This is a genomic window from Cupriavidus sp. 207A1 (genome assembly GCF_057798955.1).
In genome coordinates this window covers 89,496-102,933 of the sequence record NZ_JBYOJO010000015.1, presented here as the reverse complement: position 1 = coordinate 102,933, position 13,438 = coordinate 89,496, and the positions used below count along the sequence as shown (strand labels likewise).

The window sequence follows — 13,438 nt, the reverse complement described above, 5'->3', positions numbered from 1 at the left end:
TTTCCCGAAAGCACATGAACGCCCCTGGAGTCAGTCATGGAAGTGTCCCAACTCGCCGCCGGCACCGGTGTCTTTGCCGCCTTTGCCGGCTTTGCCCTGGTGTCGTCGATCACCCCCGGTCCGAATAATACGATGCTGCTCGCGTCGGGCGTGAACTTTGGCTTCCTGCGCACCGTGCCGCACCTGCTGGGCGTCAGCATCGGTTTCGCGCTGATGGTGGGGCTGGTCGGGCTGGGCCTGGGGTCGCTGTTCCACGCGTTCCCGTGGACCTGGCAGGTGCTGCGCGTGGTGGCGACGGTCTACCTGGTCTGGCTGGCCTGGAAGCTGGCCACGGCCGGCGGCGTGCAGGACCAGCAGGTGGCGCGGCCGATGGGTTTCTGGGCCGCCGCGGCGTTCCAGTGGGTCAATCCCAAGGCTTGGGTGATGGCGGTCGGCGCGTGCAGCACCTATGTGCTGCACGGCAACCTGTGGCTCAACGTGTTGCTGCTGGCGGGGATCTTCGGGGTGGTGAACCTGCCCAGCGTGGCGATGTGGGCGTTGTGCGGCTCGGCGCTGCGGCGCTGGCTGGCGCGGCCGAAGGTGCTGCGGGTGTTCAATATCGGGATGGCGGTGCTGCTGCTGGCGTCGCTGTGGCCGATTCTGGGGTCGCACCAGGCTTGACCTGTTTTCTCCCTCTCCCGTGCGCGGGAGAGGGGAGCAAACCTTCAGTCCAGCTAAATCAAACCAGCGCCCGGATCGAATCCAGGTTTCGCCAATACCCCTTGGCATCCATCCCGCAACCGAACACATAGCGGTCCGGCACGGCAAAGCCGCAAAAATCCGGGTGCATGGGCTTGGGCTTGCGCAGTGTCTTCTCGCACAGCACCGCCGCGTGGAATTCCCGGGCGCCCATGTCCATGATGCGCTGGCGGATGGCGGCCATGGTCTCGCCTTCATCGAGGATGTCGTCCAGCACCAGCACCACGCGGTCCTTGACCGATTCGCGCGGGGCCACGCGCCATTGCATCTCGCCGCCGACGGTCTTGTTGTTGTAGCGCGAGAGGTGGATGTAGTCGAACTCCAGCGGGAACGCCAGCTTGGGCAGCAGCATGCCGGTGAAGACCACCGCGCCGCCCATTACCGACAGCACCAGCGGGAAGTCATTGCCCATCCTGGCGGTGATGTCCGCGGCCATGCGGTCCAGCGAAGCCTGGACTTCTTCGGCGGAGACGATTTCTTCGGAATTGGCCCACAGCTCGCGGGCCTGTTCGGCGCTCATCATGATGTCTTTCCTGTTCTTTTGCGGGGAGGCAGTTCGGCTTGCGCGGCGGGCTTCAGCGGTTGAAGAGGCCCTTCATGCCGCCCTTCATCGCGCCCATCTGGCGCATCATCTTCATCATGCCGCCGCCCTTGAGCTTCTTCATCATGGACTGCATCTGGTCGAACTGGTTGAGCAGGCGGTTGACCTCCTGCACCGGCACGCCGGCGCCCGCGGCAATGCGGCGCTTGCGGCTGGCCTTGATCAGGTCCGGCTTCGCGCGCTCGGCCGGCGTCATGCTGTTGATGATGCCTTCCATGCGCGCCACCTGCTTCTCGGCCTGATCCATGTTGGCGCCCTGCGCCTGCTGCGCGAACTGCGCCGGCAGCTTGTCGACCAGGCTGCCCAGGCCGCCCATCTTCTTCATCTGGCCGATCTGCGCCTTGAAGTCTTCCAGGTCGAAATCGCCGGTCTTCTTGATCTTCTTGGCCAGCTTCTCGGCCGCTTCCATGTCCACGCCGCGCTGGGCTTCCTCGACCAGCGCGAGGATGTCGCCCATGCCCAGGATGCGCTGGGCCATGCGGTCCGGGTAGAAGGGCTCCAGGCCATCGAGCTTTTCGCCGACGCCGACGAACTTGATCGGGCGGCCGGTGATATGGCGCACCGACAGTGCCGCGCCGCCGCGCGCATCGCCGTCCAGCTTGGTCAGCACCACGCCGGTCAGCGGCAGGGTGTCATTGAAGGCCTTGGCGGTGTTGACCGCGTCCTGGCCGAGCATGGCATCGACCACGAACAGGGTTTCGGCCGGCTTCAGTTCGGCGTGCAGCGCGGCGATTTCCTGCATCATCGCCTCGTCGATACCCAACCGGCCGGCCGTATCGACGATCAGCACGTCGTGGTAATGCTTGCGCGCCCAGTCCACCGCCGCGCGGGCGATGTCGACCGGCTTCTGGTCGGGCTGCGACGGGAAGAACTCGGCGCCGACCTGCTCGGACACGGTCTTGAGCTGGGCGATGGCGGCGGGGCGGTAGACGTCGCACGAGACCGTCAGCACCTTCTTCTTTTTGTTTTCCTTGAGCCACTTGGCCAGCTTGCCGGCGGTGGTGGTCTTGCCCGCGCCCTGCAGGCCGGCCATCAGGATGATGGCGGGCGGCTGCACCGCGAGGTTCAGCTCGGATTCTTTATTGTTGCCGCTGGCGGCCTCGGCGCCGCCGATCACCGCAGTCAGCTCGCGCTGGACCACGCCGACCAGGGCCTGGCCCGGGGTCAGGCTGCTGACCACCTCTTCGCCCATGGCCTTTTCCTTCACGCGGGCCACGAATTCGCGCACGACCGGCAGTGCCACGTCGGCTTCGAGCATGGCAAGGCGCACTTCGCGCAGCATCTCGGCGGTGTTGGCCTCGGTCAGGCGCGCCTCGCCGCGCATGGTCTTGACCACACGCGCCAGGCGTTGAGTGAGATTGTCCAGCATGGCAGGAATCGGGGGAGAAGTCGGAGCAGGGCTCGGGGCTGAAAATCGGACGCGGTCCGGCACACGGGGCAGGCCTGGAACACCGGTCACACAGGTTCAAGCGGGCCGCCACCGTCCGTGGGCACTAAGGTAAACTGCGTAAATGGTCATTGTACTGTATGCCCTGACGGCACTTCTCTATTGCGGCCTGGCCTGGCACGGCTGGGCCACGCGCCATCCGCGCGTGGCCGCTGCTGCCGGCTCCACCGGCCCGGCGGGCAACTCGGCCGCGGCCGTGCTGGTGGCGGGCGGCGGCCCCATCCCCCCGGCCGGCGGCGCCCACGGCGAGGGACGCCCGGCGTGGTGGCACGTGCTGATGCTGGCCGCGCTGGCCAGCCACGGCATGCTGCTGCATGAAACCATCTTCCCGGCCGAGCGCATGATGTTCGGCTTCGCCTTCGCGCTGTCGGCCATGCTGTGGCTGGGCGTGGGCATCTACTGGATCGAGAGCTTCTTCTTTTCGCTGGCGGGGCTGGGACTGATCGTGATTCCGGTGGCGCTGGTGGCCAGCCTGATGCCGCTGGCCTTTCCCGGCTCGCAGATCCTGGGCTACGCGGCGCGGCCGCTGTTCAAGCTGCATTTCATCATCGCCAACGTGGCCTACGGGCTGTTCACGCTGGCCGCCTTCCATGCCTTCCTGATGCTGCTGGCCGAGCGCCGCCTGCACGGCTTCCGCCACGCGCCGGCGCGGCCGTCGGCGCCGCAGCCCGGCCAGTGGCTGGGGCGCTGGCTGGACCTGCTGCCGCCGCTGCTGACGCTGGAGAAGCTGCTGTTCCGGCTGATCGGCGCCGGCTTCGTGCTGCTGACGCTGACCATCGGCTCGGGCCTGCTGTTTTCCGAAGAGCTGTTCGGGCGCGCCTTCCGGCTGGACCACAAGACGGTGTTCGCGCTGATCTCGTGGGCCATGTTCGGCGGCATCCTGGCCGGGCGCATCTTCCGCGGCTGGCGCGGCAAGGTGGCGCTGCGCTGGGTCATCGCCTCGTTCGGCATCCTGCTGCTGGCCTATGTCGGCAGCCGTTTCGTGATTGAAGTCGTCCTGCACCGGCTCTGATTTGCCATGGCACGTATCCTGATCCTGCTGGCCGTGGTGCTGGGCGTCTTCTGGTGGCTGCGCGCCCGCGCCGAGGCCCGGCTGGCCGAGCATCGCGCCCGCCAGGCGCGCGAGGCCAGCGACCACGCCGCGGCCGGCATGCCCGACGCCGCCGCCGAGCGCATGGTCCAGTGCGCCCAGTGTGGCGTACACCTGCCGCAGGGCGACGCCATTGCCTGGCGCGGCCTGCACTACTGCCGGCGCAGCCACCTGCCCGACGAAAGCCGCACCGAAACCAGCGACGGCAGCGAGAGCGGCAGCGGCAGCAGCGGCCCGCGCCCATGACCCAGCCGGCGCCGTCGGCCTGGCAGCGGCTGAACGCCTGGCGCGGCCTGGCGCAGCTGTGGCGCCAGCCCGAGCCGCCTGACTTCCACTGGCGCCTGCTGCGCTATTTCTGCTGGACCCGCGTCGCCGTGGGCCTGCTGCTGGTCGGCTTTGCGCTGATGCGGCGCGGCGAGCCGCCCGCCGGCGTTGCCGGTACGGCCGCTTCCCCCTTCACTGCCGCCATCCCCGCCTTGCCTTTCGGCCTGGAGGCCATGGGCGGGATCGAGCATGCGGCGGCCATGGCCGTCGCCGTCCCTTACCTTGGCATTGCCCTGGCGATGCTGGCGGGCACGCTGTGGCGCCGGCATTTCCACCTGCGCGTGCGGGTGCAGGTGCTGGCCGACCTGGCGCTGCTGGCGCTGGTCTTCAGCGTGCTGGGCCGGGGCGGACACGCCGAGGGCCTGGCCATGATCTTCCTGCTGCCGGCGCTGGAAGCCGGCGCGCTGACCAGCCTGCTGTTCGCGCTGTTTGCCGCGGCGATTTCCGCGCTGGTGGTGATGAGCGGGCCGTTCATGCACACCATCCTGCTGCGCCAGGCCGATGCCGGGCTGCTGGGCTCGGGCCTGTTCGGGCTGGTGTTCATGATCGCCGCGCTGCTGATGTACATGCTGGCCAACCGCCAGCTTGCGCAGGAGCGCCTGGCGCTGGCGCGCGAGCAGGAGCTGCGCCTGCAGCAGCTGGTCAACCGGCTGATGGTCAACGACATGCAGGACGGCGTGATGCTGGTGCGTGCCAACGGCGCGGTGGTGGCCGCCAATCCCGCCGCGGTGGTGCTGCTGGGCGTGCAGCCGCACGAGCGCATCTACTCGCGCAAGCTGGGTGGCGCGCCCGCTGGCGGAGCCGGGCCGGGCGGCGGCGATACCGTGCTGTTCGACCTGCGCCGCATCCCGCGCCTGCAGCCGCTGATGGAAATGCTGCGCGACTGGCTGCGCAGCAAGGACGACGTGCCGCGCATCCTGCAGCTGCTGCCGATGGCCTCCGGCGCCGCGCTGGCCGACGGCACCATGCAGCATACCCGGCTGCGGCTGCGCTTTGTGCTGCCGGGCCTGGCCGGGCTGCGTTCGACCATGGCGCATGGCCGCACCGTGCCGGCCGCGCTCGATACCGCCGCGTGGAACGAGCTGTCGCCCGAAGCCGCCGCGCGCCTGCGCCTGGCCATCGCCCAGAACGAGGCGATGGCGTGGTCGCAGGAGGATGAGGCGCTGCTGCGCAGCGAGATGCGCGACACCGTGCTGGTCCATATCGAAAGCTGGGAACGCATCGCCGAGCAGGTGCAGCAGGAAAAGCTGGCCGCCATGGGCCGGCTGGTGGCCAGCATCGCGCACCAGATCCGCAACCCGCTGGCGGCGATCAGCCAGGCCAGCGAACTGCTGGGCGATTCCGGCCGGCACCATCCGGTCGCGCAGGACCTGGCCGCGCAGGAGCCGGGCGCCGCCGATGTCGATATCGACGCCCGCCTGCTGCGCATCATCCACGACAACGTGCGCCGGCTGGACCAGGTGGTGTCCGACGTGCTGCAGATGTCGCGCCGCCCGCGCACTGGCCGCAGCACCGTGCACCTGGCGCAGGCGCTGCCGGAGATCGTCGAGCGCTGGCGCGCCGAAATGCGCCAGCGCCGCCCGCGCGCCGGCGAGACCCGCCCGGCGGGCCGCACCGACATCAACGCCAATGCCATCCGCCTGACCGTCGACGTGGCCCAGCCGGTGGTGTTCGATGCCTCGCAACTGCAGCAGGTGCTGGGCAACCTGCTCGACAACGCCTGGCGCTACTGCAGCCGGCTGCCCGGCTCGATCCGGCTGCTGGCGCACGCGCTGGACCAGCACCATGCCGAGCTGATCGTCTGGAACGACGGCGCCGAGGTGGCGCGCGAACACCAGCGCAGCCTGTTCGAGCCGTTCTTCACCAGCAACGCCCAGGGCACCGGGCTGGGCCTGTTCATGGCGCGCGAGCTGTGCGGCGCCAATGACGCGCAGGTGCGCTACGGCACCATCTCGCTGCCGGCGCTGATCGAGCGCACCGGCATGCTGGCCTCCAGCGCGCGCGATACACTGCCGGGCAAGGCCTTCGTGCTGACCTTGCGCATCGAGAGCGCAGAGGCTGCCGCGGCGGCCGCCGTCTGACCCGTCTCCTTTCCGCCATCACCCATGCCACCCCGAACGTCCCGCGCGCCCGATCCCATCCTGGTCATCGACGACGAGGCCGACCTGCGCGAGCTGCTGGACATCTCCATCCGCCGCATGGGCCATGACGTGGTGCTGGCCGGCTCGCTGGCCGAGGCGCGCGAAAAGCTGGCGCAGGGCCCCTACAGCCTGGTGCTGACCGACATGCGCCTGGGCGACGGGCTGGGCATCGAGATCGTGCGCCAGCTGTCGGCCGCGCCGGAACGCATCCCGGTGGCGGTGATCACCGCCTACGGCAGCGCCGACAACGCCGTGGAGGCGCTCAAGGCGGGCGCCTTCGACTACATCGCCAAGCCGGTGTCGCTGGAGCAGCTGCGCAGCCTGGTGCTGAATGCACTGGGCCGCCAGCCGCGCGACAACGCCGATGCCGACGCCGCAGCGGCGGCCGAGCAGGCCGCCGACCGCGCCGCGGCGCTGCTGCCCGGCCATTCCGCAGCGATGCAGGAGGTGCGCCGCTCGCTGTCGCGGCTGGCGCGCAGCATGGCGCCGGTGGTGATCAGCGGCGAATCCGGCAGCGGCAAAGAGCGCGCCGCGCGCGCCATCCACGCCACCAGCGCGCGCGCCGCGCATCCGTTCGTCGCCGTCAACTGCGGCGCCATCCCCGAAAACCTGATGGAGTCCGAGTTCTTCGGCTACGTCAAAGGGGCGTTCACCGGCGCCGATGCCGAGCGCGGCGGCTTCTTCCAGGCCGCCAACGGTGGCACGCTGCTGCTCGACGAAGTGGCCGACCTGCCGTTGCCGATGCAGGTCAAGCTGCTGCGCGCGCTGCAGGAGCGCCGCGTGCGCAAGATCGGCGCCAGCCGCGAAGACGCCGTCGACGTGCGCGTGATGTGCGCCAGCCACAAGGACCTGGCCGCGATGGTGGCGGCGGGGCAGTTCCGTCAAGACCTGTATTACCGGCTGAACGTGCTGGCGCTGCGCATGCCCACGCTGCGCGAGCGCGGCGAAGACATCCCGGTGCTGGCGCGCGCCATCCTGGACCACCTGGCGGTGCGCTACGGCGATGCACATCCCAAGCGGCTGTCGCCGGCGGCGCTGCAGCGGCTGGCGGCCTATCCATTCCCGGGCAATGTGCGCGAGCTGGAAAACCTGCTCGAGCGCGCCTACGCGTTTGCCGAGAGCGACGACATCGAACTGGCCGACCTGGGGCCGCTGGACGCGGGCGCCGGGCGCGCCGGGCTGATGCCGGCGCCGGCGCCGGCGATGGTGCCGGCGATGGTGCCGCAGCCGGTGGCGCCATACCCTTATGCGCCATGGGGCACGGCAGCGGGCGGCGCCGCGCCGGCCGCCGCCACGCCTGCGCTGGTTCCGGCCGAGCCGCCACCGGCGGCCGCTGCCGCCGCGCCTGAACCCGAGCCTGCCGGCGACCCCGCCGAGCGCGCCTGCCGCGGCATCGTCTTCCCGATCGACCTGCCCGCCAGGCTGGAAGCCGTAGAGCGCGAACTGATCCTGCAGGCGCTGGCGCAGACCAACTTCAACCGCACCGCGGCCGCGCCGCTGCTGGGCCTGAACCTGCGCCAGCTGCGCTACCGCATCCAGCAGCTGGGCATCCGCGAGGCCATGGACGCTGGCGACCGCGGCGCCGTGGAAGGCGAGGGCACGCCATGACCGCGCCCGCGCCTTCGTCCTATCTGCCCGGTGCCGACGGCTGGGTGCCCGCCGCCCGGCGCGTGCCGTCGCCCAATTTCGACGCGCGCCCGGACGGCATGCCGGTGGACCTGGTGGTGCTGCACAACATCAGCCTGCCGCCCGGCCAGTTCGGCAGCGGCGACATCGAGGCCTTCTTCCAGAACCGGCTCGATCCCGACAAGCACCCGTTCTTTGCCACCATCCACCAGGTCCAGGTGTCGGCGCACTTCCTGGTGACGCGCACGGGCGAACTGGTGCAGTTCGTGCCGTGCACGCAGCGCGCCTGGCATGCCGGGCAGTCAGACTTCTTCGGCCGCGCGCGCTGCAACGATTTTTCGATCGGCATCGAGATCGAAGGCTGCGACGACCTGCCGTTCACCAAGGCCCAGTACGACACCGTGGCGGCGCTGGTCCCCGCGCTGATGGCCGCCTATCCGATCCGCGCGATTGCCGGCCACAGCGACATCGCGCCGGGCCGCAAGACCGATCCCGGCCCGCATTTCGACTGGGCCCGGTTTGCCAGGCAGGCCGGCGTGGCGGCGGGCATGCTGCCCTACCAGTGCCCGGGCGCAGCAGGGCATGTGACGGATTCCTGACGTCATTCCCCGCACTTGTGCGCCCCATCCCGGCGCACATGCCCCACGTCCGTGTGGGGCTATCGCAACCTAGCAACAATCAAAAAAATTTTTGTGAAATGTGCAGTTGCGAACGGTCTGGCCGAAACCCTTGCGAGTACTAGGCTTGCGGGCATGTGGCGCTGCCGCACAGCCGCCGGCGTTCCCGAAAAAGCGGTTGTCAAGACTGGTCATTCGGATTCGTTTCACTATACTTAGCCCAGTTTTCCGCGTCACACACTATATCTAGTAGTCAAACCGGGGAGCCGGCCCCAAGAGCGAGGCAGCAGCCGCGAAGTTCGCGTATCGACTGCAAACCTCCCCGCAAGGCCGGCATCACAAGAGTCCCTGGCGAAATGTTCACGTAAAGGCAGTCTGTCGCACCCGCTATTGCAGCCGGGAGGGACGTTCTTTTTCGCCGCATTTCGCCAGGGACTCTTTTGTCTCTTATTGCCAGGGTAAAAACAGGAGTTCTCATGCAAACGGCCCAGAACGAAATCACCACGGGTGGCGCCGCCGCCGGCGTTGCCAGCCAGGCTTCGACCACGCAGCAGACCCCCAGCGCCGCGACCACGAACTACCCGGATCACAAGATCATTCGTCGCAACGGTGCCGTGGTGGCGTTCGAGCCGTCCAAGATCGCCGTTGCCATGACCAAGGCCTTCCTCGCCGTCAACGGCGGGCAGGGCGCCGCGAGCGCGCGCGTGCGCGAGATCGTCGAGCAGCTGACCGACAACGTGGTGCGCGCGCTGGTGCGCAGCCGCCCGAGCGGTGGCGCCATCCATATCGAAGACGTGCAGGACCAGGTCGAACTGTCGCTGATGCGCTCGGGCGAGCATGAAGTGGCCCGCGCCTACGTGCTGTACCGCGAAAAGCGCAAGGCAGAGCGCGCCAGTGCCAGCGCCGAGGCCGTGGCGCGCGTCCAGCAAGCCGGCATCAGCATCAACGTGACCGACGCCGGCGTGACCAAGCCGCTGGACATCGTCGCGCTGCACGCCCTGATCGACAACGCCTGCTCGGGCCTGGGCAATGCCGTCAGCGCCGAGCCGATCCTGAAGGAAACGCTGAAGAACCTGTACGAAGGCGTGCCGATGACGCAGGTGTACGACTCCGCCATCCTGGCCGCGCGTACCCTGATCGAAAAGGACCCGGACTACAGCCAGGTCACCGCCCGCATCCTGCTGCACACCATCCGCAAGGAAATCCTGGGCACCGAAGTGACCCAGTCGGAGATGTCGGCCCGCTACGCCGAGTACTTCCCCAAGTTCATCGCGCGCGGCATCGAAGCCGAGCTGCTGGACGAAAAGCTGGCCACCTATGACCTGGCCCGCCTGGGCGCCGCGCTGGACGCCGGCCGCGACTTCCAGTTCAACTACCTGGGCCTGCAGACCCTGTACGACCGCTACTTCCTGCATATCGATGAAACCCGCATCGAAATGCCGCAGGCCTTCTTCATGCGCGTGGCCATGGGCCTGGCGCTGAACGAGAAGGACCGCGAAGCGCGCGCCATCGAGTTCTACCAGCTGCTGTCGTCGTTCGACTTCATGTCGTCCACGCCGACCCTGTTCAACTCCGGCACCCGCCGCTCGCAGCTGTCGTCGTGCTACCTGACCACCGTCTCGGACGACCTGGAAGGCATCTATGAAGCGCTGAAGGAAAACGCGCTGCTGTCCAAGTTTGCCGGCGGCCTGGGCAATGACTGGACCAACGTGCGCGCGCTCGGCTCGCACATCAAGGGCACCAACGGCAAGTCGCAAGGCGTGGTCCCGTTCCTGAAGGTGGTGAACGACACCGCCGTGGCCGTGAACCAGGGCGGCAAGCGCAAGGGCGCGGTCTGCGCCTACCTGGAAACGTGGCACCTGGACATCGAAGAATTCCTGGAACTGCGCAAGAACACCGGCGACGACCGCCGCCGCACCCACGACATGAACACGGCCAACTGGATTCCGGACCTGTTCATGAAGCGCGTGATGGAAGGCGGCGAGTGGACGCTGTTCTCGCCCGCCACCTGCCCGGACCTGCACGACAAGGTCGGCAAGGAATTCGAAAAGGCCTACCTGGGCTATGAAGCCAAGGCCGCCAGCGGCGAACTGAAGCTGTTCAAGAAGCTGCCGGCGCTGCAACTGTGGCGCAAGATGCTGGGCATGCTGTTCGAGACCGGCCACCCGTGGATCACCTTCAAGGATCCGTGCAACATCCGCAGCCCGCAGCAGCACGTGGGCGTGGTGCACAGCTCCAACCTGTGCACGGAAATCACGCTCAATACCAACGACAGCGAGATCGCCGTGTGCAACCTGGGCTCGGTCAACCTGGTCGCCCACCTGGCCAGGCAGGCCGATGGCACCTACGCGCTGGATCACGCCAAGCTGCAGAAGACCGTGCGCACCGCGATGCGCATGCTCGACAACGTCATCGACATCAACTACTACGCTGTCGAGAAGGCCCGCAACTCCAACCTGCGCCACCGTCCGGTCGGCATGGGCATCATGGGCTTCCAGGACTGCCTGCACGTGCTGCGCACGCCGTACGCCAGCAAGGCCGCGGTGCAGTTCGCCGACACCTCCATGGAAGCCGTGTGCTACTACGCCTACCAGGCTTCGACCGAGCTGGCCGAAGAGCGCGGCCGCTACAGCACCTACGAAGGTTCGCTGTGGGACCGTGGCATCCTGCCGCAAGACTCGCTCAAGCTGCTGGCCGAAGAGCGCGGCGGCTACCTGGAAGTGGACCTGTCCAGCACCATGGACTGGGACAGCCTGCGCGCCCGCATCAAGCAGCACGGCATGCGCAACTCGAACTGCATCGCGATCGCCCCGACCGCGACCATTTCGAACATCATCGGCGTGTCGGCCTGCATCGAGCCGACCTTCCAGAACCTGTACGTCAAGTCCAACCTGTCGGGCGAGTTCACCGTGGTCAACGACTACCTGGTGCGCGACCTGAAGGAACGCGGCCTGTGGGACGAGGTGATGGTTGCCGACCTGAAGTACTTCGACGGCTCGCTGTCGCGCATCGACCGCATCCCGCAAGACCTGCGCGACATCTACGCCACCGCGTTCGAAGTCGAGCCGACCTGGCTGGTGGAAGCCGCCAGCCGCCGCCAGAAGTGGATCGACCAGGCCCAGTCGCTGAACATCTACATGGCCGGCGCGTCGGGCAAGAAGCTGGACGACACCTACAAGCTGGCATGGGTGCGCGGCCTGAAGACCACGTACTACCTGCGCACCATGGCTGCCACGCACGTGGAGAAGTCCACCGTGTCGCGCGGCTCGCTGAACGCCGTGTCGTCAGGCAGCGACAGCGGCTCGGCCCTGGACGCAGCGGCCGCCTCGGCCCCGGCCATGCCGGAAGCCGAAGGCGCGGTCTGCACGATGCGCCCGGGCGACCCCGGCTTCGAAGAGTGCGAAGCCTGCCAATAAGGCAAGAAAGACTAGAGAGCAAAAACCACCCCCTGTTTGCTCCCCTCTCCCGCTCGCGGGAGAGGGGCGGGGGTGAGGGCCGGCGCCACCACGAAGTGACAAGTCAAACCTGACCACCCGCCGCCCCCAAACCGAATCACGGAGAACCACATCATGCTGAGCTGGGACGACGACGTTCAAGCCACCCCGCAGGCCGCACCGCAGCCTGCCCTGCAACCCGCCGCATCGGCTGCCACCGCTGACCAGCAAGGCGTCCTGCCGCCGAGCGCCACGCAAGCCGGCATCCTGGGCAACAACCCCAACGCCGCCGCCGCGCAGAGCAACCGCCGCGTCAACGCCGCCGACAAGCGCGTGATCAACGGCTCGACCGACGTCAACCAGCTGGTCCCGTTCAAGTACAAGTGGGCGTGGGAAAAGTACCTGGCCGGCTGCGCCAACCACTGGATGCCGCAGGAAATCAACATGTCCCGCGACATCGCCCTGTGGAAAGACCCCAACGGCCTGACCGAAGACGAGCGCCGCATCATCAAGCGCAACCTCGGCTTCTTCGTCACTGCCGACTCGCTGGCCGCCAACAACATCGTGCTGGGCACCTACCGCCAGATCACCGCGCCGGAATGCCGCCAGTACCTGCTGCGCCAGGCCTTTGAAGAGGCCATCCACACGCACGCCTACCAGTACATCGTTGAGTCGCTGGGCCTGAACGAAGCCGAGATCTTCAACGCGTACCACGAAGTGCAGTCGATCCGCGACAAGGACGAGTTCCTGATCCCGTTCATCGACACGCTGACCGACCCGTCGTTCAAGACCGGCACGCCGGAAAACGACCAGAAGCTGCTGAAGTCGCTGATCGTGTTCGCCTGCATCATGGAAGGGCTGTTCTTCTATGTGGGCTTCACGCAGATCCTGGCGATGGGGCGGCAGAACAAGATGACTGGCGCTGCGGAGCAGTATCAGTACATCCTGCGGGATGAGTCGCTGCACTGCAATTTTGGGATTGACCTGATTAATCAGATCAAGCTGGAGAATCCGCATCTTTGGACGGCTGAATTCAAGGCCGAAATCACGGAACTGTTCAAGAAGGCTGTTGACCTGGAATACCGCTACGCTGAGGACACGATGCCGCGTGGGGTGCTTGGTCTGAATGCGCCGATGTTCAAGTCGTATCTGCGGTTCATCTGCAATCGTCGTTGCCAGCAAATTGGGCTTGACCAGCTGTTCCCGAATGAAGAGAACCCGTTCCCGTGGATGAGCGAGATGATTGATCTGAAGAAGGAGCGGAACTTCTTTGAGACACGCGTTATTGAGTATCAGACGGGTGGGGCGCTGAGCTGGGATTAAGTTTTAGAGATGGAAAATGGGAGCTGATGGCTCCCATTTTTTTGTCCAAGGTGGCTGGCTGCTATCGGCCAGAAGCAGCCATTTGAACAACCCCGAT

General features: G+C 67.2%; 10 protein-coding genes. 8 read left to right on the top strand and 2 right to left on the bottom strand.

Annotation, left to right across the window (positions count from 1 at the left end):
• Positions 1–36 precede the first annotated feature (36 nt).
• The gene (locus AC3FMM_RS24715) at positions 37–660 is read left to right on the top strand and encodes a LysE family translocator (RefSeq protein WP_115710871.1); all 624 of its coding nucleotides are present in this window, start codon (positions 37–39) and stop codon (positions 658–660) included.
• A gap of 58 nt (positions 661–718) precedes the next feature.
• Here the strand turns inward: AC3FMM_RS24715 and AC3FMM_RS24710 are convergent, their stop codons facing one another.
• Both AC3FMM_RS24710 and ffh read right to left on the bottom strand, forming a co-directional pair.
• Complete coding sequence (locus AC3FMM_RS24710; protein ID WP_115681168.1) at positions 719–1,261, bottom strand: hypoxanthine-guanine phosphoribosyltransferase; 543 nt, start codon at positions 1,259–1,261, stop codon at positions 719–721.
• A gap of 52 nt (positions 1,262–1,313) precedes the next feature.
• Positions 1,314–2,708 (bottom strand): signal recognition particle protein, encoded by a 1,395-nt coding sequence (gene ffh / locus AC3FMM_RS24705; protein ID WP_115704852.1) that lies wholly within the window; start codon positions 2,706–2,708, stop codon positions 1,314–1,316.
• 142 nt (positions 2,709–2,850) lie between these two features.
• On the opposite strand from ffh, the gene AC3FMM_RS24700 reads away from it, so the two are divergent.
• From AC3FMM_RS24700 to AC3FMM_RS24670, 7 genes are all read left to right on the top strand, one after another.
• Complete coding sequence (locus AC3FMM_RS24700; RefSeq protein ID WP_115681166.1) at positions 2,851–3,798, top strand: cytochrome C assembly family protein; 948 nt, start codon at positions 2,851–2,853, stop codon at positions 3,796–3,798.
• A gap of 6 nt (positions 3,799–3,804) precedes the next feature.
• Positions 3,805–4,122: a PP0621 family protein gene (locus AC3FMM_RS24695; RefSeq protein WP_116313108.1), complete on the top strand. Its 318-nt coding sequence runs from the start codon at positions 3,805–3,807 to the stop codon at positions 4,120–4,122.
• Positions 4,119–6,281, top strand: a complete 2,163-nt coding sequence (locus AC3FMM_RS24690; protein WP_488687616.1) for a sensor histidine kinase — start codon at positions 4,119–4,121, stop codon at positions 6,279–6,281. The genes AC3FMM_RS24695 and AC3FMM_RS24690 overlap by 4 nt, the downstream gene beginning before the upstream one ends.
• A 24-nt stretch (positions 6,282–6,305) precedes the next feature.
• Positions 6,306–7,949, top strand: coding sequence for a sigma-54-dependent transcriptional regulator (locus AC3FMM_RS24685; protein ID WP_488687615.1), 1,644 nt, complete (start codon positions 6,306–6,308; stop codon positions 7,947–7,949).
• Complete coding sequence (gene ampD / locus AC3FMM_RS24680; protein ID WP_488687614.1) at positions 7,946–8,566, top strand: 1,6-anhydro-N-acetylmuramyl-L-alanine amidase AmpD; 621 nt, start codon at positions 7,946–7,948, stop codon at positions 8,564–8,566. The genes AC3FMM_RS24685 and ampD overlap by 4 nt, the downstream gene beginning before the upstream one ends.
• Before the next feature lie 494 nt (positions 8,567–9,060).
• Positions 9,061–12,000 (top strand): ribonucleoside-diphosphate reductase subunit alpha, encoded by a 2,940-nt coding sequence (locus AC3FMM_RS24675; RefSeq protein WP_488687613.1) that lies wholly within the window; start codon positions 9,061–9,063, stop codon positions 11,998–12,000.
• A 153-nt stretch (positions 12,001–12,153) separates the two neighbouring features.
• A complete protein-coding gene (locus AC3FMM_RS24670) occupies positions 12,154–13,341 on the top strand; it encodes a ribonucleotide-diphosphate reductase subunit beta (RefSeq protein WP_227313555.1) in 1,188 nt (395 codons plus the stop codon).
• Positions 13,342–13,438 lie beyond the last annotated feature (97 nt).

What these genes read in the sequence shown, in the direction of transcription:
- AC3FMM_RS24685 (WP_488687615.1), top strand. Translation starts at nt 6,306, where the DNA reads ATGCCACCCCGAACGTCCCGCGCGCCCGATCCCATCCTGGTCATCGAC.
- AC3FMM_RS24690 (WP_488687616.1), top strand. Translation starts at nt 4,119, where the DNA reads ATGACCCAGCCGGCGCCGTCGGCCTGGCAGCGGCTGAACGCCTGGCGC.
- AC3FMM_RS24670 (WP_227313555.1), top strand. Translation starts at nt 12,154, where the DNA reads ATGCTGAGCTGGGACGACGACGTTCAAGCCACCCCGCAGGCCGCACCG.
- AC3FMM_RS24700 (WP_115681166.1), top strand. Translation starts at nt 2,851, where the DNA reads ATGGTCATTGTACTGTATGCCCTGACGGCACTTCTCTATTGCGGCCTG.
- AC3FMM_RS24710 (WP_115681168.1), bottom strand. Translation starts at nt 1,261, where the DNA reads ATGATGAGCGCCGAACAGGCCCGCGAGCTGTGGGCCAATTCCGAAGAA.
- ffh (WP_115704852.1), bottom strand. Translation starts at nt 2,708, where the DNA reads ATGCTGGACAATCTCACTCAACGCCTGGCGCGTGTGGTCAAGACCATG.
- AC3FMM_RS24715 (WP_115710871.1), top strand. Translation starts at nt 37, where the DNA reads ATGGAAGTGTCCCAACTCGCCGCCGGCACCGGTGTCTTTGCCGCCTTT.
- AC3FMM_RS24675 (WP_488687613.1), top strand. Translation starts at nt 9,061, where the DNA reads ATGCAAACGGCCCAGAACGAAATCACCACGGGTGGCGCCGCCGCCGGC.
- AC3FMM_RS24695 (WP_116313108.1), top strand. Translation starts at nt 3,805, where the DNA reads ATGGCACGTATCCTGATCCTGCTGGCCGTGGTGCTGGGCGTCTTCTGG.
- ampD (WP_488687614.1), top strand. Translation starts at nt 7,946, where the DNA reads ATGACCGCGCCCGCGCCTTCGTCCTATCTGCCCGGTGCCGACGGCTGG.